Origin of the sequence: Bacteroides xylanisolvens, from assembly GCF_018289135.1 — a bacterium.
GTDB classification, from domain to species: domain Bacteria; phylum Bacteroidota; class Bacteroidia; order Bacteroidales; family Bacteroidaceae; genus Bacteroides; species Bacteroides xylanisolvens.
This window is the reverse complement of record NZ_CP072219.1, coordinates 41016-61578: the sequence shown is the minus strand read 5'-3', so window position 1 is coordinate 61578 and position 20563 is coordinate 41016. Positions and strand designations below refer to the sequence as shown.

28 protein-coding genes and 3 pseudogenes are annotated in these 20563 nt (G+C 44.2%); 15 read left to right on the top strand and 16 right to left on the bottom strand.

Annotation, left to right across the window (positions count from 1 at the left end):
* Nucleotides 1-8 precede the first annotated feature (8 nt).
* Nucleotides 9-335, top strand: a complete 327-nt coding sequence (locus INE92_RS26565; protein ID WP_005868769.1) for a hypothetical protein — start codon at nt 9-11, stop codon at nt 333-335.
* A gap of 14 nt (nt 336-349) precedes the next feature.
* Entirely contained in the window at nt 350-727 is a 378-nt protein-coding gene (locus INE92_RS26560) for a hypothetical protein (RefSeq protein ID WP_005868770.1), read from the top strand.
* 61 nt (nt 728-788) lie between these two features.
* Here the strand turns inward: INE92_RS26560 and INE92_RS26555 are convergent, their stop codons facing one another.
* The 6 genes from INE92_RS26555 to INE92_RS27130 form a co-directional block, all read right to left on the bottom strand.
* Nucleotides 789-1061: a hypothetical protein gene (locus INE92_RS26555; protein WP_005868772.1), complete on the bottom strand. Its 273-nt coding sequence runs from the start codon at nt 1059-1061 to the stop codon at nt 789-791.
* 12 nt (nt 1062-1073) lie between these two features.
* Nucleotides 1074-1358, bottom strand: a complete 285-nt coding sequence (locus tag INE92_RS26550) for an HU family DNA-binding protein (RefSeq protein ID WP_005868774.1) — start codon at nt 1356-1358, stop codon at nt 1074-1076.
* A gap of 99 nt (nt 1359-1457) precedes the next feature.
* On the bottom strand, nt 1458-1856 hold the full coding sequence (locus INE92_RS26545) for a hypothetical protein (RefSeq protein WP_005868776.1): 399 nt from the start codon (nt 1854-1856) through the stop codon (nt 1458-1460).
* Nucleotides 1857-1905: 49 nt separating this feature from the next.
* Entirely contained in the window at nt 1906-2226 is a 321-nt protein-coding gene (locus INE92_RS26540; RefSeq protein WP_005868777.1) for a type II toxin-antitoxin system PemK/MazF family toxin, read from the bottom strand.
* Entirely contained in the window at nt 2220-2468 is a 249-nt protein-coding gene (locus INE92_RS26535) for an AbrB/MazE/SpoVT family DNA-binding domain-containing protein (protein WP_005868778.1), read from the bottom strand. Before INE92_RS26535 ends, INE92_RS26540 begins: the two co-directional genes overlap by 7 nt.
* 48 nt (nt 2469-2516) lie before the next feature.
* The gene (locus INE92_RS27130; protein ID WP_255418045.1) at nt 2517-2645 is read right to left on the bottom strand and encodes a hypothetical protein; all 129 of its coding nucleotides are present in this window, start codon (nt 2643-2645) and stop codon (nt 2517-2519) included.
* A gap of 256 nt (nt 2646-2901) precedes the next feature.
* On the opposite strand from INE92_RS27130, the pseudogene INE92_RS26530 reads away from it, so the two are divergent.
* The 3 genes and pseudogenes from INE92_RS26530 (at nt 2902) to INE92_RS26520 (ending at nt 4738) form a co-directional block, all read left to right on the top strand.
* Nucleotides 2902-3754: pseudogene (locus tag INE92_RS26530) on the top strand (virulence RhuM family protein).
* A gap of 16 nt (nt 3755-3770) precedes the next feature.
* Nucleotides 3771-4100: a hypothetical protein gene (locus INE92_RS26525; protein ID WP_005868780.1), complete on the top strand. Its 330-nt coding sequence runs from the start codon at nt 3771-3773 to the stop codon at nt 4098-4100.
* 41 nt (nt 4101-4141) lie between these two features.
* The gene (locus tag INE92_RS26520) at nt 4142-4738 is read left to right on the top strand and encodes a recombinase family protein (protein WP_005868781.1); all 597 of its coding nucleotides are present in this window, start codon (nt 4142-4144) and stop codon (nt 4736-4738) included.
* Between the two features lie 112 nt (nt 4739-4850).
* On the opposite strand, the gene INE92_RS26515 is transcribed toward INE92_RS26520, so the two are convergent.
* The 5 genes from INE92_RS26515 to INE92_RS26495 all read right to left on the bottom strand — a co-directional run bounded on the left by INE92_RS26515 (nt 4851) and on the right by INE92_RS26495 (nt 9278).
* Nucleotides 4851-5249: a hypothetical protein gene (locus INE92_RS26515; protein ID WP_005868782.1), complete on the bottom strand. Its 399-nt coding sequence runs from the start codon at nt 5247-5249 to the stop codon at nt 4851-4853.
* Between the two features lie 348 nt (nt 5250-5597).
* Nucleotides 5598-6008 (bottom strand): hypothetical protein, encoded by a 411-nt coding sequence (locus INE92_RS26510; protein ID WP_005868783.1) that lies wholly within the window; start codon nt 6006-6008, stop codon nt 5598-5600.
* Nucleotides 6009-6184: 176 nt separating this feature from the next.
* Complete coding sequence (locus INE92_RS26505) at nt 6185-6811, bottom strand: JAB domain-containing protein (protein WP_005868785.1); 627 nt, start codon at nt 6809-6811, stop codon at nt 6185-6187.
* 881 nt (nt 6812-7692) lie between these two features.
* Entirely contained in the window at nt 7693-8901 is a 1209-nt protein-coding gene (locus tag INE92_RS26500) for a hypothetical protein (protein ID WP_005868786.1), read from the bottom strand.
* 203 nt (nt 8902-9104) lie between these two features.
* The gene (locus INE92_RS26495) at nt 9105-9278 is read right to left on the bottom strand and encodes a hypothetical protein (protein WP_224201638.1); all 174 of its coding nucleotides are present in this window, start codon (nt 9276-9278) and stop codon (nt 9105-9107) included.
* Between INE92_RS26495 and INE92_RS26490 the strand changes: the two are divergent.
* From INE92_RS26490 to INE92_RS26480, 3 genes and pseudogenes are all read left to right on the top strand, one after another.
* Nucleotides 9260-10519, top strand: a pseudogene (locus INE92_RS26490) (IS1380 family transposase); the annotation flags it as partial. The gene INE92_RS26495 and the pseudogene INE92_RS26490 sit on opposite strands and share 19 nt — an antisense overlap.
* A gap of 144 nt (nt 10520-10663) precedes the next feature.
* On the top strand, nt 10664-11026 hold the full coding sequence (locus INE92_RS26485; protein ID WP_008782420.1) for a MobC family plasmid mobilization relaxosome protein: 363 nt from the start codon (nt 10664-10666) through the stop codon (nt 11024-11026).
* Entirely contained in the window at nt 11023-11970 is a 948-nt protein-coding gene (locus tag INE92_RS26480) for a relaxase/mobilization nuclease domain-containing protein (protein ID WP_005868790.1), read from the top strand. The genes INE92_RS26485 and INE92_RS26480 overlap by 4 nt, the downstream gene beginning before the upstream one ends.
* A gap of 21 nt (nt 11971-11991) precedes the next feature.
* Here the strand turns inward: INE92_RS26480 and INE92_RS26475 are convergent, their stop codons facing one another.
* On the bottom strand, nt 11992-12651 hold the full coding sequence (locus INE92_RS26475; protein ID WP_004329304.1) for a helix-turn-helix domain-containing protein: 660 nt from the start codon (nt 12649-12651) through the stop codon (nt 11992-11994).
* Nucleotides 12652-12674: 23 nt separating this feature from the next.
* On the opposite strand from INE92_RS26475, the gene INE92_RS26470 reads away from it, so the two are divergent.
* Nucleotides 12675-12863: a hypothetical protein gene (locus INE92_RS26470; RefSeq protein ID WP_005775886.1), complete on the top strand. Its 189-nt coding sequence runs from the start codon at nt 12675-12677 to the stop codon at nt 12861-12863.
* Between the two features lie 47 nt (nt 12864-12910).
* On the opposite strand, the gene INE92_RS26465 is transcribed toward INE92_RS26470, so the two are convergent.
* Nucleotides 12911-13810: a helix-turn-helix domain-containing protein gene (locus INE92_RS26465; RefSeq protein WP_004329302.1), complete on the bottom strand. Its 900-nt coding sequence runs from the start codon at nt 13808-13810 to the stop codon at nt 12911-12913.
* Nucleotides 13811-13940: 130 nt separating this feature from the next.
* Here INE92_RS26465 and INE92_RS26460 point away from each other — a divergent pair, with 130 nt between their 5' ends.
* The 4 genes and pseudogenes from INE92_RS26460 to INE92_RS26445 all read left to right on the top strand — a co-directional run.
* A complete protein-coding gene (locus INE92_RS26460) occupies nt 13941-14717 on the top strand; it encodes an MBL fold metallo-hydrolase (RefSeq protein ID WP_004329300.1) in 777 nt (258 codons plus the stop codon).
* A complete protein-coding gene (locus INE92_RS26455) occupies nt 14714-15382 on the top strand; it encodes a radical SAM mobile pair protein A (RefSeq protein ID WP_004329299.1) in 669 nt (222 codons plus the stop codon). Before INE92_RS26460 ends, INE92_RS26455 begins: the two co-directional genes overlap by 4 nt.
* Complete coding sequence (locus INE92_RS26450) at nt 15379-16254, top strand: radical SAM mobile pair protein B (RefSeq protein ID WP_004329298.1); 876 nt, start codon at nt 15379-15381, stop codon at nt 16252-16254. Before INE92_RS26455 ends, INE92_RS26450 begins: the two co-directional genes overlap by 4 nt.
* Nucleotides 16255-16746: pseudogene (locus tag INE92_RS26445) on the top strand (sensor histidine kinase); the annotation flags it as partial.
* 274 nt (nt 16747-17020) lie between these two features.
* On the opposite strand, the gene INE92_RS26440 reads toward INE92_RS26445, so the two are convergent.
* The 3 genes from INE92_RS26440 to INE92_RS26430 form a co-directional block, all read right to left on the bottom strand.
* Nucleotides 17021-17659, bottom strand: a complete 639-nt coding sequence (locus INE92_RS26440) for a recombinase family protein (RefSeq protein WP_007564634.1) — start codon at nt 17657-17659, stop codon at nt 17021-17023.
* A 241-nt stretch (nt 17660-17900) separates the two neighbouring features.
* Nucleotides 17901-18737, bottom strand: coding sequence for a virulence RhuM family protein (locus INE92_RS26435; RefSeq protein ID WP_005868798.1), 837 nt, complete (start codon nt 18735-18737; stop codon nt 17901-17903).
* Between the two features lie 3 nt (nt 18738-18740).
* Nucleotides 18741-19070: a hypothetical protein gene (locus INE92_RS26430; RefSeq protein ID WP_005868799.1), complete on the bottom strand. Its 330-nt coding sequence runs from the start codon at nt 19068-19070 to the stop codon at nt 18741-18743.
* A 286-nt stretch (nt 19071-19356) separates the two neighbouring features.
* Here INE92_RS26430 and INE92_RS26425 point away from each other — a divergent pair, with 286 nt between their 5' ends.
* Together INE92_RS26425 and INE92_RS26420 are read left to right on the top strand one after the other, a co-directional pair.
* Nucleotides 19357-20115, top strand: coding sequence for a ParA family protein (locus INE92_RS26425; RefSeq protein ID WP_005868802.1), 759 nt, complete (start codon nt 19357-19359; stop codon nt 20113-20115).
* A gap of 4 nt (nt 20116-20119) precedes the next feature.
* Nucleotides 20120-20377, top strand: a complete 258-nt coding sequence (locus tag INE92_RS26420; protein WP_005648607.1) for a hypothetical protein — start codon at nt 20120-20122, stop codon at nt 20375-20377.
* Nucleotides 20378-20563 lie beyond the last annotated feature (186 nt).

Genomic DNA, 20563 nt, shown 5'->3' with positions numbered 1-20563 from the left:
AATAACAAATGGTACAGAATTACACACCTGTCATGTGGGATGACAAAGCATTTGCCTTTGTCCCCTACGAAGCATTCAGTGATTTGCCACATTATCCCAAAGAAAAATGTGAGCAAATTTGCAAAGAGCTGAACAGCCTTATAAGACTATGTACTTATAGGCCGAAAAAGGAAGATATTTATTTTCATCCGGTAAGTTATGTACGTCGTTCCGGAGGTTTCATAGTTACGGATAATCAGGCATCCTTTGAGAAATGCCCCTATCCTGCTTGCGCAGACCGTCATAGCTGCCAAAAAATATGTGATTTGATGAACCGTATCATTGAAGAGTCTTAATTATATAAAATACCATGGAACATCCAAACTCCAAATGCAGAATAGCACAAGCTGAATATTTAAGTCGGCTACCTGAAGAAGAACGGGAAAATAAGGCCAGAGATATTAGAATCGGAAACGCCAGCTATATTTACCACCAACAAGCGGTTCCAATCCAAGAAAACAGATTGATAATGTATTATAAAGAGTGGTTGGAAGGTCTTCCTCCCAACATTTCACGCCATATGAGAATGCTTGGATTTGAAGCATGTAAGACAATGATTCCGTTTACGAGATATGTGAACGAAAGAAACGATATTGGTATGCGTGACTGGATGCAAGAGCATCTTTCACCGAGTGACTTCAACTATTGGCAGGAACTTTCGAAAAAAGCAGGTTCGCCAACATTTTAATCCCATCCCGTTCAATACGCTGCCTGAAGAATAAAAGGTGCGTATTAAACGAGAATATTTTTTAGCGTTTAGTCATCTCTTCCCGCACCAGTTCCGTTTCTGTCGGGGAGAGTTTCGGCAATTTGACAGTTGCCGGACTTTCTAACTGGTAAGCCTTCACCTCATTGATAAGCAGCTGCCAGTCAAAAAGAAATTCTTCGGAACAACCATGTTTACGATAAATTTCTTTTGCTGCTTCCAAAATCTCAGGAGCGCAAAAATCGTCTCCCTGAAAGACAACTGCCGGACGATCATTATTGATACAGTCTCTCAATAATCGTAACTGATCTTTCATTGTGTTTACCTATTATGCGTTCTGTTGTTTTACCATTTTCAAAAATTCGTCAGACGGTTTAAATGCCGGTATGTTATGAGCCGGAATAATCATAGTAGTATTCTTAGAGATATTCCGAGCTGTCTTTTGCGCTCTCTTCTTCACTATGAAACTACCGAATCCACGAAGATAGACATTTTCCTCCTTACCCAACGAAGTCTTTACCTCGTTCATGAATCCTTCCAAAACAGCAAGCACCGCTTTGCCGTCGATGCCGGTTCTGGCAGATATTTCCTTTACGATTTCCGATTTAGTCATTTCTTTATAATTTGAAAATTAGCGTGCAAAGATAATTAATCCAATGGATTATTTAAAGTCTGGCATCCGCAGCAAGCCCTGCCTTCGCCCAATGAAGTGTTAAATTGTTGCGTATGGGTCAAGTTCCTTAATCCGCTTACACAAATAATCAAAGCGTTTCTTGGTAAGCGGTGTGAGTGTATCGAGGTTCTTGCCATCGAAATTCTCTCCGAAAATAAGGTCGTCCACTCCTATGCCGTGATTGTAATTCTCGCGCACGCAATCACGCAGAATCCAAAGGTTATGCAGGTTCACCCAGTCGGCTGTAATGTTTCTGATTTTACTGAACAGCAGCGCAGCAGTGTAAAGGTAGTGTCCGCAATGGTTGTAGTCATGCAACACCAGCTTGCCCTGGTAATAGATGTCGAAATCCTTGTTTTCTTCATCTTCCTTTGTATCGCAGTAGAAGAATGGAATGTCTTTCAGACCGTCCCAATTAATATAAGTAGTTGGCTTCATAATATCTTTTTTGAATACGCTACATAACCTGTTATTTGCACACTTTCCATTATTCACAGAACATTTGATGAAACACTTCCTTCAGTCTTTTTATCTCACTGAAATTCAAATCTCCAATCTTTCTTTTCAGCCGGCTTTTGTCCACCGTGCGAATCTGATCCGTGGCTATCTCCCCATCACGCCCGGCTACAGAACACAGAACCCGGTAAGGATAGTTCCTTATGGTGGAGGTTATCGGAGCAATGACTACTATTGTAAGGTACATATTCAAATCTGAAGGAGTTACAACAACACATGGCCGTGTCTTTGCCATTTCACCCCCACGGGTAGGGTCTAACTCTACCCAATACACTCCATACTGTTCTACCATGTCCAATCCTCAAACTTTTCATCCTCAAACACATCAGGGATAAGCAACTCATCATCCCCATTCTCATGGGCACGTTTGGCAGCTTCCGCCCATCCCTGCCGTGGTTGTGCCTTTATCACAATATTGTTCCCGTCCAAAGAAATGCTCACAGCCGATTTCAAGGACAAACGCAACTGTTTCAATATCTCGGAAGGAAGTATTATCCCCTTGCTGTTTCCAATCTGAATAATGTTTGTTACCATAATGTTATAACTTTAAAATTGATTATCACAACACAAATATAGACAAAGTTATAACAATACCAAAAGAAAAGCCAACTTTTTTCCATTTTCACCGATAACCCGGCCAACGGCTGCACTCGTCGGGAGGCTAGTGCCCCCCTTGCCGTGCGGCGCTCCCCGACCTATGATTCTTATCATGTCTTGTGTCCTTTTCTCCGCTTCTAACAAACAAATCTGCATAAAATATAGATTTGCGTTTCCATTTGAATTTTAGTTATTTGATACCCTAACTATGAATAGCAAACAGATAACTGATTTTTAAAACAGCAGAATGTTTCTGTTTTATTAAAATAAAAAGGGAACAAATTTTTAAGGTAATACTTACGGAAAAAACAGACTTTATAACGTTTCTTTTTCGTACATTTGCAACAATATAATAAAAGCGAAACATATAATGGAGAAGCAAGGAGAAATCATACTATACCAACCGGATGAAGCTGTAAGGTTGGAAGTACGTTTAGAAGATGAAACCGTTTGGCTCACACAAGCGCAGATAGCAGAACTTTTTCAACGTGACAGAACCGTTATTACCAAACATATAAATAATGTTTTTAAGGAAAAGGAATTGGAAGAGAAAAGCAATGTGCATTTTTTGCACATTGCTAATTCCGATAAGCCTGTCAAGTTCTTTAGTCTAGACGTAATAATTTCAGTTGGATACAGAGTTAAAAGCGTAAGAGGTACGCAATTCAGGCAATGGGCAAATAAAATTTTAAAAGAATATTTATTGAAAGGTTATTCTATAAACCAACGGCTCAATGACATGGAATATAGAATGAACAATAGATTCTTCCAAATAGAGAAAACCATTGCTGAACATGATGCAAAGATAGACTTCTTTGTACGCACCTCATTGCCTCCGGTGGAAGGTATATTCTTTGACGGTCAGATATTCGATGCGTATAAGTTTGCTACAGATTTAATAAAGTCTGCCAAATGCTCACTTGTGCTTATCGACAACTATGTAGATGAATCCGTGTTACTCATGTTGAGCAAACGAAACAGTGGAGTATCAGCTACTATTTATACACAAAATAAACGCACAGCTCCAACTTGATTTAAACAAACACAATGACCAATATCCTCCCATTGAAGCTAGAACCTACAAAAGTAGTCATGACCGCTTCTTAATCATTGATAATACGGAAGTATATCATATTGGGGCATCGCTAAAGGATTTGGGCAAGAAAATGTTTGCTTTCTCCAAACTGGAACTTCCTGCCCATACGATAATTGATGTATTATGAAATAAGCTAATCACCCATGCGAGAAGCGGAAGAGAATATAAAATTCAAGATGGAAATTGACGTATTGGTTCCCATTCCACGTACTGTCACCCGTGATTTCACCAGTTTGAAGCACCTGCGTCAATGGCAGAAACGGAATGACATCGATGGTTCTCTTTACTGTTTTGCACACCGGGAATACCTGCTCAACGAAAAGGGAGAATGGGAACAATTTACCGTTATCGGCAAACAGGTAGTGACTATCGGAGAACTGGAAAGGCTTCTTTTGGCAATGAAGCAAAAGGGGTTCAACCAATACAGCCGTGAGGAATATGAAGAATTAATGTCTTCATATTTGAAAAAGTGAAGAATTAAAACCTTCATTACACATTTAAATACGAAAACAGGATGAAAATAGGATATGCCCGTGTTTCCACCAAGGAACAACATCTGGATATGCAACTGGAAGCGTTGAAGGCTGCCGGATGCGAGAAAATCTTCTCTGAGAAAATGACCGGACGTCAACAAAACCGCCCGGAACTGGATGCCTGCCTGAGCTTTCTCCGGGAAGGCGACACACTTGTCGTATATAAGCTGGACCGGCTTGGCCGTTCGCTGAAGAATATCCTTACGCTATTGGAAGATTTCAAGAATAGGGGCATCCAATTCACCTCACTGCAAGACAACATCAGTACGGAAGGCGCAATCGGCCAACTGATGAACAACATTCTCGGTGCTTTCGCTCAGTTTGAAAGAGACCTTATCTATGAGAGAACCCAAGAAGGCAGAAGAATCGCCAAGGAAAAAGGTGTCAAATTCGGCAGAAAGACACTTATCAACAAAAACAACATCGCCAAGCAGAAAAGCTGCATCCAACTCTATGAATCCGGAACGCCGGTAAGGGAGATACAGAAAATATTAAACATAGGCAGTAGCGGAACAGTATATCGCCTATTAAGAAGGAATGGAATTGCGCTGAAATCCGAGAACAAAAATAACAAATAACGAATAAACCTCTGCCCATCCTTCAAAGATGATTCTCAAAGATCGTCTGCAATTCCACCTCTCAGCAAGATTATAGGAAAGTCCCCTTCACGGGGACTGATTTTTTTTAATTTTAATACAATAACTCCATGCACTCCTGTACCGCTTTTTCCAATGCTTCTTCCAAACAACAAAAAGCGTCCGCATTACTTTCGGAGTCATACAACACATAATCTCCAGCCCTCACAACCACATGCCAGACCGCCACGTTTTGTTCTGTTTGAAACGTATATTCACGAGTCTGTATCATCCATTGGATACATGCTGCCAGTGTCGGGCACTCGCACATATACATCGGGGTATTCCTTCCCTCAATATCGGTGCGTAGCCTATCCTGTTTGTCATACCAATACTCACAAGGCACGTAATAGTATAATTCCTTCATCATAAGAGCTGTGTCGCTATTAACCAATCTCTCTTTGTTGATTTGTGTAATCAAATTTTCCATATTAGCATTATTTAAGTTGAACATCTGATTTATTCTTCAGCTAGATTCAAGACCTTTTCATTTTTTGTATCGGGAAGGTCTTTGGTCAGCCGACCTTTTTTTTGATGTCATTCCCCATCTGAGTTCTGAGCCTTTTTTCGGCATATCAAGGTCTGGATTGCAAGCAATAAGCCAAGTTTCACTTATGGAAAATGTCGGGAAGACACTTCTTCATCGTTATTTTCCATACAGTAAAGGCGCATGGCCGTAACTTGCCATTTGCGGAATCCCGAAACCTTTGCCGAGCAAAAAGCCGGACTCGGATCGGAGGAAAGAAGCCGGGGGAGGCAGCCCACAGAAAGGGCAATCCGATACAATCAAGAAATTAACCTGCTATACCCTTGTGCGAGTGAAATAATCCATCATAGACACTACATACCTAAGTAGTGGTATCAATACACCGATCACATATATCATAGCGTAGCCCAAAAGGACAAAAGGTAATGTTTTACGATAAAGACATGCAACAGCGAGCAATATAAACGAAAAAGAAAAGCCATAAACCCCATATTGAAAACCGGGTATCAACTCATAAACAGGTACGGGTTCCGGATGAAGCATGGCTCCGGCCACAATAGAATAAAGGCTGGTCAATAATATAAGCAGCGTATATAAGCAACTCTTAAGAATCCTGGGATCATTCCTTTTACAATAGAGAATCGTTCGGATATCACTTCTAAGAAACTCAATGCCCAGTAAGAGAGCCACCATAACGCCTGTATCAAAAGTAGAAAATACATTCATTCCGATCACCTTTGGCGCGAAGATATGTATTTATTCTGAAAAGCCACGTCTTTGCGTATTTTACGATGTCGCATCCGATAGTCCGGGAAGCATTTTTTTGGTTCTTTTTTGGGGTGACTGCCAAAAAAGAACCCCGAAGCCGAAATCCCGGGCAGACGGGATTTCTCCCGTCCACCTTACCTATTTTGCAATCTTCCCTCGTCCGCATAGCTATAATAGTTATTGCCTGCCACAATCACATGGTCAACCAAACGGATGTCTAATGTTTCAGCGGCTTTTTTAACTGCTTCCGTCAAGCGGTCATCCGCACTGCTGGGCTTGCGTGCTCCTGATGGGTGGTTATGTACCATGATAAAAGATACGGCGTTATAATACAATGCCTGCTTCATGATAACCCGTATATCCACAGGGGCGGTATTTATCCCGCCGCATGAGATACGGACTTTACGGATGAGTTTGGACGAACTGTTCAGCAACAGCACCCACATCTCTTCAGTAGCTATATCGCACAAAACAGGATGCATCATTTTATAAACATTATTGCTGGATAAAAGCGCAGGACTTTCAACTTGCCCTTCTTTCAGCCGTTTATATAGCTCAATCGCCGCATAAGCGACTTTTTTACGGCTGGGTGTTAGTGTTTCCAGTACATCAGACAAGCACAATCCTTCTATTTCCATCTGTTCATACTTATATTCTTCACGTTTCAGTTTCTCACTGTTCGTCAAGGTATAAATCAACTCGCTGTTTTCCATCACCCGATAAACGTCATTCACTTCAAATACGGTTCTCTTCGTTTTCATACTGCCAAAAATTAAAAGATTAATACTCGCAAACATCGCTTGTCGCCCCAACCATAAATTTTTCCTCAACTGATTGGGAACAGTGCATTGAAGAGAAAGCGGGAAAGACGGATCAGAACGGGATTGAACTGGTAAATACTACCTCCCGGAATGGGAGGATGGAGATTTGGCTTTTCAATATCGGGCGTTCCGGCCACGCCTACCTTCGCAATGTTCCTATCAGTTCAGGAAAAAATCATCATACCTCTCTTCCGGCATAGCCGGAGCGTAGAGCGTTAGGGATAGCAGGGAAAAGCCTGGAGGGTAACGAGGACTTGCAACGAATAGCCCGGTCAGAAGGGAACGCCCTGAAAAACTAATTCGGATACAGAAGATGAACAGAACCGCCTTCCAATCATATAAAAAAGCGTGAAAATCAACACATACTTCCGAAAAATCTTTTTCCGAAAGTACGTATAGGGCATGTGAAGGGAAAATTTATTTTCCCAGTCATTTCTATGTTATCGCTTTGGGGATATTTAAAGGGGTTAGGAGTTTAGGTCTTTATTATGTATTTTGGTGGATGGTTTTACACAGCCGATACCTTTTATTTAAAAATTTCTCTCTTTTATTTCACTGATATACCGACATATAAAAAAAACAGGGATTACCTATTCCCTTCATTAACGGGTGGACGGTTTTACACAGCTGACAAGTGAAACCGGACGCTTTTACACAACTAAAGCAAAAGGAGTGGACGGTTCTACACAACTAGAAGCAACAAACGGGACACTTCTACACAACTAAAACAGGCAAAGCGGATGACTCCACACATCTAATCACCCCAATAGGGACACTTCTACACAACTAATTCTATAAAAAACCGTGAAACGTGGACGGTTCTACACAGCTGGATCGTCCATGTTCACCGCCCCGTCCGTCTCCGGAGATATGAACTCTTCAGGAGCAGGAGCAACTTCCGTTCCATTGGCACTCTCCAACTCTTCCTGTGCCCATCCTTCCGGAAACCTGCCGAATACAGCCACGAAATCACTGATATATATCTGTTTCTTCTTTTCTACGCTTTCCGGGGAGTTTGCCCATAAAAGGAACTCTTTATACAGTCCGGCATCTTCCTCCACCTCTTTGATCTTCTTCCTCCTGACAGCCATATCCGTGTCCGGGTAGGCAATCTCGACATACAGCCCAAGCAGGTTCTTATAGAATTTCTTCACCACGACAGCATATTGTCCTTCATCAAAATAGTGCAGCGTATGCCTAGGAAACGAGAACAACACGGTATATGCCCATCTCTCATGATCGCCTTTCACAAAAGAGAAATTGAAATTGGTATATTTCAGGTAAGTATTCATCTTTTTCAGTATCGAGGCGACCTTCTTTTTCCGGTCTTTGGGTTCGGCAATCTCTATGCCGAGCTTTTTAGCCAGCTGATCGACTGTCAGCACATAAAAAGGAGCCTCATTCTTGGTGGTCTTATACTTGATCAGGTAAACCATCTTGGAAAGTTCCAGATAGAAATAGCGGTAACGGCTGGGCAGGCTACGGTAATCCTGAAGTTCCAAGAGGTTATAGAGCGAGAACATGAAATTCTTTATCTCCGGGCTTACCACTGCCGAGTACAGCCTTTTCGTTGACTTCTTCGTCTTGAAATCGGTCATTATGTCGAAACGTTTCAAGATCTGCACGAAATTATAGGATGTACGGCCATCCTCGCCAATGGTCGGATAGCAGAGGTTCTCCAATCCCAGTTTATAGAGAGCCGCCTCAAAAACCGTCTCGATAGGATGGCTGATTCTCTGTCCTGCCGTGTCGGTACATACATATTCCGGCTGCATATTCTTTCCGAACATGGCCGCGAGCTGCCGGCTATCCAGCTTGCGCTGCAAGTTGGTACGGTCATACCCCATCTTACGGCAGAAGTCTTCTACGGAGAACCAGGAAGTCCCGAACAAGTCTTTGAGGTGATAGCTGCCCAGGTATATGATCAGATCGAGCATGACATTTCCACCTGCCTCATACAACCGTTCAATCAGCACGGAATTATAGCTTTCCCCAAGCACCCTAGGGACACGAATCAGTTCTTTTGCCATGATAATACTTACAAAATCAATCCTTTCTCTGTTTTCATTGCCACAAAGATAGGCATACCGGCCAACATACGCGTCATAATTATCAATCAGTTTTAACGGTATGACCGGTATGGGAAAAGGAGAAGTACTTTCCTGAAGAATGCTTTATCCGCCCTTCATCAGAAAGAAAGCATCTTACACCTGTACCCCATAGACATCCTATATTACTTTTTCAGTTCTTCCGATAAAAAGGAACGGTCTATCAATACTTGCACCAATGGTTTCTCTTTGACAAACTCATCAAGCTCACGCTTTATCAATTTATTGCCCAACCCTATGCGTCGTCCAAATTCCTCGAAATCCTTCCGCCCTACCTGATGAGCAATTTGACTCCACATTGTCATCTGTAATCGACTCAACCCTCGGTCTAAGGTGTAGATCGTTAGGTTATCAGTACAGCGAAATCATCCGTTCTCTCATGAGTATCTACTTCTGTGGTGGCTCATGTATTGAGGATGTCACTACTCATTTGATGAACCATCTCTCGCTTCATCCGACACTTCATACTTGTAGTTCTGATACTATCCTCAGAGCGATAAAGGAACTGACGCAAGAAAACATCTCATACACATCAGATACGGGTAAGAACTACGATTTCAACACGGCTGACACTCTCAATACTTTACTGCTCAATTGTATGTTTGCATCTGACCAACTGAAAGAGGGTGAGAAGTATGATGCAAAGCCTACATACAAGAAGTTCTCTGGTTATCGCCCTGGCGTGGCGGTTATTGGTGACTTGATTGTTGGCATTGAGAATAGCGATGGTAACACAAAAGTTCCATTTCATGGCACGTTTTCTCGCCATGGCAGAGCTTAAGTAAACTTAGCTCTGCTCATCTGGCTTAACGAAAACCTTCGTTTTCATCAGAAGGACACGCTGAAGAGGTTCTTTGAGAGATTTGAACAGAACAGGCTCACTATCAATCGTTTCAGAGCTGATTGCGGATCATGTTCCGAGGAAATCGTGGAGGAAATAGAGAAACACTGCAAGTCCTTCTATATCCGCACTAACCGCTGCAGTTCGCTCTACAATGACATATTTGCTCTCAGAGGCTGGAAGACTGAGGAAATCAATGGCATTGAGTTTGAATTGAACTCTATCCTTGTTGAGAAGTGGAAGGGTAAAGCATACCGACTTGTGATTCAAAGACAGAAACGGATGGATGGTGTGCAGGATCTTTGGGAAGGAGAATACACATACCGTTGTATCCTGACTAACGACTATGAATCTTCCGTAAGAGAAATTGTCGAGTTCTATAACCTTCGTGGAGGAAAGGAACGTATCTTTGATGATATGAACAATGGTTTCGGGTGGGACAGATTGCCCAAATCCTTCATGGCCGAGAACACTGTGTTCCTTCTTCTTACAGCACTTATCCGTAACTTCTACAAGGCCATTATCCAAAGACTTGACGTAAAGAGGTTCGGACTCAATGCAACAAGTCGCATAAAAGCGTTTGTCTTCAGGTTTATCTCTGTACCAGCCAAGTGGATCAGGACATCAAGGCGGTATGTGCTGAATATCTATACCTGTAACAATGCTTACGCAGATATTTTTCAGACTGATTTTGGATAACGCCTACAACTTATGGGTATGATACTGCGTATTGTCTCAAGTCGCATTGTGGGGTAAGGGGATGTTGTAGGCAGAAGTGGGTGTTTCTGCCTCAATTTATCTGATAATTCAGTAATGAGAGGACGTGTACACGCAAGAAGGACGTTGAAGGGCTTAGTTGCGGATTTGAGGCAGGTAAGAAAATACAAAGAATTAACAGCAACCGAGAAACTGAAATACCGTATCGCAGTGAAAATGACGGCAGCCGACTACTTCCGCCTGCTGACACGATCGCATGAGGCGGGCGTATCACCAAGCGAGTACATGAGGGAATGTTTCCGTAACGGTCATGTGAAAGAACGGCTGTCGGAGGAACATGCCGGATACATCCGCCAACTCTGCGGCATGGCTAACAATCTCAACCAGCTTGCGCGTAAGGCAAACGCCGGAGGCTTCCACGATGAACGGTGGGACTGCAAGGTGGCAGTGGCAAGGATTCATGAACTTATAACCAAGATAGGGATATGATGGCGAAAATCGTAAAAGGAAGCGACTTCAAGGGTGCGGTGGATTACATCATCGACAAGAAGAAGGATACGCAGATAGTAGCAAGCGAAGGCTTGTTTATGGAAAATCTGGAAACTATCGCCATGAGTTTCAATGCCCAGTCACGGATGAACGATAAGGTGACAAAACCTGTCGGACATATCGCGTTGAGTTTTTCCAAAGAGGATGAGTTACGGCTGACGAACCGTATCATGGCAGGCATCGCGCTTGAATATATGGAACGGATGGGAATCAAGAATACGCAGTTCTTCATCGCCCAGCATTTCGACAAGGAGCATCCGCACGTGCATATTGCTTTCAACCGCATAGACAACAACGGCAATACCATATCGGACAGGCACGAGCGTCTGCGCAGTACCCGCATCTGCAAGGAATTGACCTTGAAATACGGCTTGCATATGGCTGGCGGAAAGGACAATGTCAAACGCAACCGCCTGAAAGAGCCAGACAGGACGAAATATGCGCTTTACGACATCATCAAAATGGAAGTCGGCAGATGCGGCAACTGGAACGTGCTTATCGCCAACCTGAAACGGCAGGGAGTGGAAGTACATTTCAAGCATAAGGGGCAGACCAGCGAGGTGCAGGGTGTTGTATTCTCCATGAATGGCTACCATTTCAACGGCTCCAAAGTGGACAGGCGTTTCAGTTATTCCAAGATTGACGCGGCTTTGCAGCACAACAGATGCAGGGAACGTATGGGAATAACAGCCGGAATATATGAAACGGCTACACCAAGCGCACCGTCCGGCACGGCACAAAGCGAGTTGTTCAACGGCTCTTGGGGATTGCTAAAAAGCAGTGGCTCATCTTATAACACTGCTGATGCGGAAGCCAATCAGGAAATGGTGGATATACTTCGCAGAAGGAAGAAAGTTAAGCGCAAGAGAGGTGTTGGGTTCTAATATTCTGTACTAATCCAATTCTCACGACACTTGCGCTCTATATTCATTCGGAGTGTAACCTACCTCTTTCTTGAACAGTCGGGTAAAATGTTGCGGGTACTGAAAACCGAGATTATAGGCGATTTCATTAACGGTGTCGTCTGTAGATGCAAGTTCCGTCTTGGCTATTTCAATAGACTTGTCATGAATGAAATGCAGGGCGGTTGAACCTGTTTCTTTTTTCAATAAATCACTGAAATAGTTGGGCGAGAGGCAGAGCTTGTCTGCACAATACTGTACAGTGGGCAAGCCTATCCGTTTAGCAGCCCCATCATGGAAGTATTCGTCAAGCAACCGCTCAAATCTTGCGAGGATGTCTCGGTTTTGGTTGTCGCGTGTGATGAACTGACGGTCATAGAAACGTGTGCAGTAATCAAGGAACGTCTTGATGCTGTCTGTGATGAGGTTCTTGCTGTGACGGTGTATCGGATGGTTCAATTCATATTGAATCTTGTGGAAGCAATCCATGATGATTTGCCGTTCTTCCACACTAAGGTGCAATGCCTCGTTTGTCTCGTAGGAAAAGAACGAATATTCACGCATTATCCGCCCGAGAGGTGTATTCCGCAGCAGGTCGGGATGGAACATAAGCAGGTAGCCATCTGGTTGGAACTGCATGCCGTCATCTTCCGCACCGAACACCTGTCCGGGCGCGATAAATATCAGTGTGCATAATTATTCCTAAGTCTGTGAAACCGGAACGCATGAAGCAGAATCTCGACATATTAGACTTCACCCTGTCGGCCGACGACATGGCACGGATAAAGACGCTGGATACCGACAAGCCTTTCTTACTCGGCTCGCACGAAGATCCAGAAATCGTAAAATGGTTCATGCAGTACAAAAACGCCTGAACATCAACAACCATATTTCGATAGCCGCTATCGACTATATTAAGAAGTTATTCGTATATGCCTTTATTGTAATCCGTCATGTACTGAGTAAATGTTTTGCCTGTTTGCTGTTTGAAGAAGCGCATGAGATGGCTCGGATCAGAGAAATTGAAATCATCCGCCATTTCACTGACAGTGCGGTTGGAGAATAGCAATTCGTTCTTCAGTTCCTCAAGCAGACGTTGTTTTATCAAATGGGTAGCTGATACTCCGAATTGGGCTTTTACTGAGTTATTGAGTGTGATGCGACTGACATGAAGCATGTCTGCATATTCCTGCACCCGCTGGTGGGTGCGGATATTCTGTTCCAACAAGTCCTTGAACCGAAAAGCGAAATTGTTTTTAGCAATTTCAGCGGGCAAGCAATAGGCGGCAGCGTATGTACGATTGATAATCAGCAAAAGATAATATAGTAAGGAAACAATGATATTGTACGTATCGGACACTGGATTCATCAGCTCATACTTAATCTTTCCGAGCAGCCGCATATATTCCTTCATTTCGTCATGTGTGGCATTGATGTAAGGCGGCGTATCTGTCTGGTAACAATACAAAAGGCGAAAAACGAAGAACTTGTCGGCGATAAAAGTACGCATGAAATCTTCGCGGAATATAAGGAACGTGTAATCCAACGCCGTCTCATCTACATGCCACTCTTGTTGCTGATGGGGTGAAAGCAGGAGAACCATGCCGTCGCGCAGTTCAATCTTGCGGAAGTTCAGTAGCAAATATCCGTTTGCCTTACGGAAAAAGTAGAAGCTGAAGAAGTCTGTCTTAAACCGCTTGTTTTCTGTCAGCACAAGTCCGATGTCCTTGTTTATGGCAGTATTGATGTAAAAATCCACGCCGCAGCGTGTCTTGTTGAACGGTACGCTGACCAGTCGATCAGGGTTGATTATCTCGTCCATATCCTTGTCGTTTTTGCAAAGATAATAATTTCATTTATCAAAATGGCATAATTACCGTTTTTTCAGGCATAGATGTTTCGCCGGATTCTTCCGAACTTTGCACCCGTAATCAATAACAAGACATATAGTCATGAAAAAGACATCTACAGTACAATTGGTGCGCAATGCCACCTTGAAAATCAGGTATGCGGGACACACCATGCTAATTGACCCCGTTTTAGCCGACAAAGGCACTTTGATATCGGCCCTCGGTGTGAATAAAACACCGAGGGTACACCTCACCATTCCTATTCAGGATATTATCGGAGGCGTGGACATGGTGCTCCTGACCCACAATCACATCGACCATTACGAGCCGAGTGTCCCCACACATTTGCCCAAAGAAATTCCTTTCTACGTTCAGCCCCAGGACGCGGACGCCATCAGAAACGACGGATTTACAAATGTGATACCCATCGAAGAAATAAAAACAATAGACGGCATATCCATTTACCGCACGACCGGACATCATGGTTTCGGGCAGATCGGGCAGATGATGGGACCTGTATCAGGTTATGTGCTAAAAGCCGAGGGCTTCCCGACCGTTTATATAATGGGTGACTGCCGATGGGAAGCATGTATCCGAGACACCGTGGAACGGTTCAATCCTGACTATATCGTGGTAAACTCCGGAGGTGCAATCTTTCCCGAATTTTCCAAAACGGACGGTCCTATCATCCCCGACGAGAACGAAGTGATGCAGATACTTGACGAATTGCCTTCGCATATCAAGCTGATAGCCGTACACATGGATGCCATCGACCATTGCCAGACCACCCGTGCAATTCTGCGCAATGAGGCAACGCATCACGAAGCCGACATGAGCCGGCTGATTATCCCGGAGGACGGAGAAACAGTTGTGTTATGAGTGTCTGCATTAAATCCCTGATAAAAAACATGAACATAGTGGTAGGGTGCACTATAGGATGCCCTTACTGCTATGCCCGTAACAACTGCCGCCGTTTCCACATTACCGACGACTTTTCCGTGCCTGAATACATGGAACGAAAACTGCGCATCATCGATACGTCCCGTCCTCATGTGTGGCTCATGACAGGAATGAGCGATTTCTCCGATTGGAAGCCTGAATGGAACGCAGAAATTTTCGAGCGGATCAGCAGCAATCCCCAGCACGCCTATATCTTTCTGACGAAGCGCCCTGACAAAATCAGTTTCTCCTCTGACGACGAGAACGTATGGATGGGCGTGACCGTTACGCGCAGTTCCGAGAAAAGGAGGATTGATGATTTGAAAAAGAATATCAAAGCACGACACTACCATGTCACGTTTGAACCTCTCTTCGATGATATCGGCGAGATTGATTTCGAGGGAATTGACTGGATTGTCATAGGCACAGAGACCGGAAACCGAAAAGGAAAGTCATATTCGCGCCCCGAATGGGTGCTTAGCATTGCAGAACAGGCAAAGGCTCATGGCATACCGGTGTTCATGAAAGAGGATTTGCTGCCGATTATGGGCGACGAAAGAATGATTCAGGAATTGCCGGAACAATTTACCAGACGAATACAATGAATATGGATACAATAAAGGAAATAGATGTAAAGAGTGTAATGACCAAATCCTCTCTGCCGGTGGGAGGATATTCGGTCAACCCTTATGTAGGGTGTCCCCACGCCTGCAGGTATTGCTACGCATCGTTCATGAAACGGTTCACCGGGCACACCGAGCCGTGGGGTACGTTTTTAGATGTAAAAAACTGGAAGCCGATAACGAATCCTCATAAATACGACGGTGAACGTGTTGTAATAGGGTCTGTGACGGACGGTTACAATCCGTATGAAGAAGAATTCCACCGTACCCGAAGGCTGCTCGAAGAGCTGCGAGGAAGCGATGCCGAGATTATGATATGCACAAAGTCCGATCTTGTCCTTCGCGATCTCGACCTGTTGAAGAGTTTTCCCAAAGTGACTGTGTCATGGTCTGTCAATACGCTCGACGAGCAGTTCTGCGCAGATATGGACAACGCCGTAAGCATTGAACGCCGTCTGAAAGCGATGCGTCAGACATACGAGGCAGGTATCCGCACCGTATGCTTCGTCTCGCCCATATTCCCCAGAATAACAGACGTAAAGGCAATAATAGAGGAGGTAAAAGATTATGCTGATTTAATCTGGCTTGAAAACCTGAATTTACGCGGGCAGTTCAAAGGCGGGATAATGACGTATATCCGTGAGAAGTATCCTGACCTCATACCGCTTTACGAGGAAATTTACAATAAAAAAAGGCTTGAATACTGGCAGGCATTGGAGCAGGACATTTCAAATTACGCCAAGGAGCAGGGCTTCCCGTATCGTATAAACGATCTGCCATACGGACGCTCGGAAAAAGGCAAACCTGTCATCGTAAACTACTTCTACCACGAAAAAATACGATTGACAAAATGAGGCTATGCCGGACTGATGCAGAAAAGTTGTAGCGCGGATAAAAGCACCATGTATGTGGATAATATCCGGCAATCTTCCGAGCGTATGCGGGAGATGCTCAACACGCTGCTGGATTTCTTCCGTCTGGACAACGGCAAGGAGCAACCCAACCTTTCCCCTTGCAGGATTTCCGCAATCACGCATATTCTTGAAACGGAGTTCATGCCCATTGCCATGAACAAGGGGCTGACTTTGATAGTGGAGAGCCACACCGATGCGGTGGTTTTGACCGACAAGGAACGTATCCTGCAAATCGGCAACAACTTGTTGTCAAACGCCATCAAGTTCACGGATAACGGTAGTGTATCATTGGCAGCGGATTATGATAACGGTTTGCTGAAACTTATCGTTGAAGATACCGGTACGGGCATGACCGAAGATGAGCAACAACGAGTATTCGGTGCATTTGAACGTCTTTCAAATGCCGCCGCAAAAGACGGCTTCGGATTAGGCTTCCTGCAACCAGCCGTTATCCAACAGCCGGGTTAAATGCGTCCTCCCTATCTCGGCCGTCCCTTGCAGGACGACACAGCGGTCTTTCTCCTGGAGCTTTCTTAATTCCTCCAGTGAAGCCGCCATTTTCTCCGCCATTGTTGCCATAACCGTTTTTATTTAGATTCTGATTATTTTCGTGCAAATACTCGTTTTTAGACACGTGTAAATACTCGTTTTTAATTATGTGCATTTACTCGTATTTGTTGCAAAAATACAATATTTGTTCCGATAATCAGCTACTAATGAAGTCTTTTTTTACTTGTTGTATCGTCGAAACGGCCTTTCCCGTGAGCTTCGCCACGTTCCGGATCGAGTAGCCTTTCTTTAACAAGGCGATCGCCTCCCGGTATTCCTCTTTCCTCTGTTCGGCCGTTTTCCGGCTTCCCGGCTTCCGTCCCAGCCTGCCCCCTTTCTGGATGTACAACTCCCGTCCGCTATTAAGGCGGTCGATGATCCCCTGGCGTTCGATCGCGGCCAGTTCCCCCAACAGGGTAGTGATCAGAGAGGACAAGGGGTTTACCGTCTTGTCCGGCCGTAACGTTTCCAGGTTCAGGTTTTGAATATACACGCATATTTTATGCGTGTGCAGCGTATCGAGTGACTTTAGGATCTCCAGGGTTGAACGCCCCAGGCGTGAGATCTCGGTCAGCAACAACATATCCACCCGGTTCTGCGGATCTGTGCAGTATTCCAGGCAACGGCTTAAAACCGGGCGTTCGATATTGGCCTTTCGTCCGCTTATCTTTTCCTCAAAGACCGCCGTCACCTCGTACCCCCGTCCGGCTGCGAACCTCTCCAGATCGACAACCTGCCGTTCGGTCGATTGCCTGGCCGACTGCGAGCTTACACGTGAATAAATAACCACATTCATCCCTTTTGCTTTTGTTCTTCCTTATCTATTGTTTTAATCACCTTATCCACCTCTTTCAAGGAGGCATTATTTCCGGATCTATCCAAAAAAGAAATTCGCTAATTAACCTATAATTACTATCTTTGCATTGTAATGCTTGGTAAAGCCTCTGTTATCAAAACACGTAACCAAGTCAAGGATATACCCGTTCATCAAGAACGGGTTTTTCTTTTGCGACAGCCCATTCATAAGACAAAGGATATTATAACAGGTCAGTAATCACAGCCGCCGGAATATCCAGCTTTGAGAAAGCGAACATCTTTTTCCCCAGATCCTTTAACGAGGCTCCGATATGGTACACGTCCGTTTCATCAACGATCAGGAAACGGTCGTGACTGTCCCGGTACGTCCTGATGTCGATAGGTGGGTACTGGCTGTTATGCCTGTCAAGATCAAGTTGGAGTTGCTGCGTGATACGCTGGGTGTAAATGGTGGCCGAGACACCGACGCTGCGTTTACTCAACATGAGCAAGACCGTTTCGTCCACATAGTTGTCGATAAGCACGATCGAACGCCTGGCCGACTTTACCAGATCGGTAGCGAACTTGTACGCATCGAAAATCTGGCCGTTATAAAAAATGCCTTCGACCGGGGGCAAGGCAGTACGCACAAAAAAATCTATCTTCTCGGTATGTTGAGCGACAGTCCTTTCAAGTTCTGACAAACGTTTATTAATGGAATACCCTTTTAAAAGATAGTCCTTTAAAACCTTATTCGCCCATTGCCTAAATAAAATACCTCTTTTACTATTGACACGAAACCCAATGGATATGATCGCATCCAAATTGTAATAAGTCAGATTGCGCATCACTTGCCGTTTGCCTTCCTGTCGAACTGTTCGGAAATCCCGAACAGTTGAACTTTCCTCTAATTCTTTCTGATCATATATGTTTTTTATATGCTCGCTTATATTTGCTTTGCTGGATTGAAAAAGATCCACAATTTGCGCCTGTGTCAGCCAAACGGTTTCATCTTCCAGCCTCACTTCCAACCTGACCGCTTCATCCGGCTGGTATAATATGATTTCTCCCTGTTCCATTACTTATTTACCTTTTCTTAATTCATCAAGCCTCTGCATCGCACCGCTGAACTTCTCACTAAACATCATATCATCGGGCAAAACAAACCAGGTGGGAATACCTCTCGACTGTGGATTACCTATACATTCATCTTGCCCGTTCTGTTTGCGGTAATCGTCCCATTCACTATAAGCGATGTTCCAACGAATACCTAATTTATAGGTATTTTCCCATTTAATAATAGCCAGTGAATAGGCCGGATCATCTTTGCCGTCATAAATCACTTCTACAACTTCAACCACCCCTTTAGGGGAATTTATAAACTTCGGATTTTTATACGAATAAGTGCTCATGTCTTTTATTTTTTATTCATAGCACACAAAGATACTCAAAACAAATATATACATATATACATACGTATGATTAACGTATAAAAACATTTATGGTTATTCTAATCTTTGATTAATTCCGGTACAGAAACAAAACGTACCGAAAGACGGAAACAGGATTTATTTCGGTACGCTTCCCCGATCGGTACAAAAAACACGCAAAAAACGAAAATACTACTTTTAGTCTTTTAGTATATTAGTATTTTGACTATATGTTGCGGACATGACAACCATTTAAAAAACTGAATTTATGAGCAAAGCAAAAGTAATCTCCGTATTGAATCACAAGGGGGGAGTAGGAAAGACCACAACCACGATCAACCTGGGCGGTGCGTTACGTCAAAAAGGGTACAAGGTTCTTTTGATCGACCTTGACGGGCAGGCCAACCTGACCGAATCGCTGGGCTTCTCTGCGGAGCTTCCCCAAACGATCTACGGTGCGATGAAAGGCGAATACGACCTGCCGATCTACGAGCATAAGGACGGCCTTAGCGTCGTTCCCTCCTGCCTGGATCTCTCGGCCGTTGAAACGGAGTTAATCAACGAGGCCGGACGGGAGCTTATCTTAGCCCACCTTATCAAGGGCCAAAAGGAGAAATTCGATTATATCCTGATCGACTGTCCCCCCTCGCTGTCGCTGCTCACGCTTAACGCACTGACGGCCTCGGATCGGTTGATTATCCCGGTTCAGGCTCAATTCCTGGCAATGCGTGGAATGGCCAAACTTATGCAGGTCGTCCACAAGGTGCAGCAACGTTTGAACTCGGATCTTTCGATAGCCGGGGTTCTGATAACCCAGTACGACGGAAGAAAGAACCTGAACAAGAGCGTTTCGGAACTGGTACAGGAAACATTCCAGGGCAAAGTGTTCAGCACCCATATACGCAACGCCATTACGCTGGCCGAAGCCCCGACACAAGGGCAGGATATTTTTCACTATGCCCCCAAATCTGCCGGGGCAGAGGACTACGAAAAGGTATGTAACGAACTGCTAACAGAAATAAAGTAACCATATGGCAAAGAAGAACGATTTAAAAAACAGTATGTCGGCCGGGCTGACCGGGGGATTAGACAGCCTGATCCAATCCACGGCCGGGCAAAAAGAGGCTCAAAAGCCGAAGAAAGCGAAAACCGTGCATTGTAATTTTGTCATGGACGAAACCTATCACCAGAACTTAAAGCTGATCGCGATCCGCAAAGGCGATTCGCTAAAATCGGTATTGCAAGAGGCTATATCTGACTACTTGGATAAAAACAGTTCCCTGCTATAACAGCGTATCGGGAATATACAGGGCAAACACTCCACAAAAGAAATTCTCCAGGAAAAAGGTACGCAAAAAGCACCCCTACACATCAAAAAGTATATTGAAAATGCGATTCCCTATAAAGAACCCGTTGGCGGGATTAATCTTGCGTATGTTTAACCTGCCAACGGGTACGATATTGATAAACTTTTT

Coding starts and splice junctions, on each gene's coding strand:
- INE92_RS26495 (WP_224201638.1), bottom strand. CDS start 9,278: ATGTGGAGTCAAATTGCTCATCAGGTAGGGCGGAAGGATTTCGAGGAA.
- INE92_RS26535 (WP_005868778.1), bottom strand. CDS start 2,468: ATGGTAACAAACATTATTCAGATTGGAAACAGCAAGGGGATAATACTT.
- INE92_RS26525 (WP_005868780.1), top strand. CDS start 3,771: ATGCGAGAAGCGGAAGAGAATATAAAATTCAAGATGGAAATTGACGTA.
- INE92_RS26550 (WP_005868774.1), bottom strand. CDS start 1,358: ATGACTAAATCGGAAATCGTAAAGGAAATATCTGCCAGAACCGGCATC.
- INE92_RS26510 (WP_005868783.1), bottom strand. CDS start 6,008: ATGAATGTATTTTCTACTTTTGATACAGGCGTTATGGTGGCTCTCTTA.
- INE92_RS26555 (WP_005868772.1), bottom strand. CDS start 1,061: ATGAAAGATCAGTTACGATTATTGAGAGACTGTATCAATAATGATCGT.
- INE92_RS26440 (WP_007564634.1), bottom strand. CDS start 17,659: ATGAATGTGGTTATTTATTCACGTGTAAGCTCGCAGTCGGCCAGGCAA.
- INE92_RS26480 (WP_005868790.1), top strand. CDS start 11,023: ATGATGGCGAAAATCGTAAAAGGAAGCGACTTCAAGGGTGCGGTGGAT.
- INE92_RS26520 (WP_005868781.1), top strand. CDS start 4,142: ATGAAAATAGGATATGCCCGTGTTTCCACCAAGGAACAACATCTGGAT.
- INE92_RS26540 (WP_005868777.1), bottom strand. CDS start 2,226: ATGGTAGAACAGTATGGAGTGTATTGGGTAGAGTTAGACCCTACCCGT.
- INE92_RS26455 (WP_004329299.1), top strand. CDS start 14,714: ATGAGTGTCTGCATTAAATCCCTGATAAAAAACATGAACATAGTGGTA.
- INE92_RS26515 (WP_005868782.1), bottom strand. CDS start 5,249: ATGTTCAACTTAAATAATGCTAATATGGAAAATTTGATTACACAAATC.
- INE92_RS26435 (WP_005868798.1), bottom strand. CDS start 18,737: ATGGAACAGGGAGAAATCATATTATACCAGCCGGATGAAGCGGTCAGG.
- INE92_RS26565 (WP_005868769.1), top strand. CDS start 9: ATGGTACAGAATTACACACCTGTCATGTGGGATGACAAAGCATTTGCC.
- INE92_RS26505 (WP_005868785.1), bottom strand. CDS start 6,811: ATGAAAACGAAGAGAACCGTATTTGAAGTGAATGACGTTTATCGGGTG.
- INE92_RS26560 (WP_005868770.1), top strand. CDS start 350: ATGGAACATCCAAACTCCAAATGCAGAATAGCACAAGCTGAATATTTA.
- INE92_RS26545 (WP_005868776.1), bottom strand. CDS start 1,856: ATGAAGCCAACTACTTATATTAATTGGGACGGTCTGAAAGACATTCCA.
- INE92_RS26465 (WP_004329302.1), bottom strand. CDS start 13,810: ATGGACGAGATAATCAACCCTGATCGACTGGTCAGCGTACCGTTCAAC.
- INE92_RS26425 (WP_005868802.1), top strand. CDS start 19,357: ATGAGCAAAGCAAAAGTAATCTCCGTATTGAATCACAAGGGGGGAGTA.
- INE92_RS26460 (WP_004329300.1), top strand. CDS start 13,941: ATGAAAAAGACATCTACAGTACAATTGGTGCGCAATGCCACCTTGAAA.
- INE92_RS26420 (WP_005648607.1), top strand. CDS start 20,120: ATGGCAAAGAAGAACGATTTAAAAAACAGTATGTCGGCCGGGCTGACC.
- INE92_RS26430 (WP_005868799.1), bottom strand. CDS start 19,070: ATGAGCACTTATTCGTATAAAAATCCGAAGTTTATAAATTCCCCTAAA.
- INE92_RS27130 (WP_255418045.1), bottom strand. CDS start 2,645: ATGATAAGAATCATAGGTCGGGGAGCGCCGCACGGCAAGGGGGGCACT.
- INE92_RS26500 (WP_005868786.1), bottom strand. CDS start 8,901: ATGGCAAAAGAACTGATTCGTGTCCCTAGGGTGCTTGGGGAAAGCTAT.
- INE92_RS26450 (WP_004329298.1), top strand. CDS start 15,379: ATGAATATGGATACAATAAAGGAAATAGATGTAAAGAGTGTAATGACC.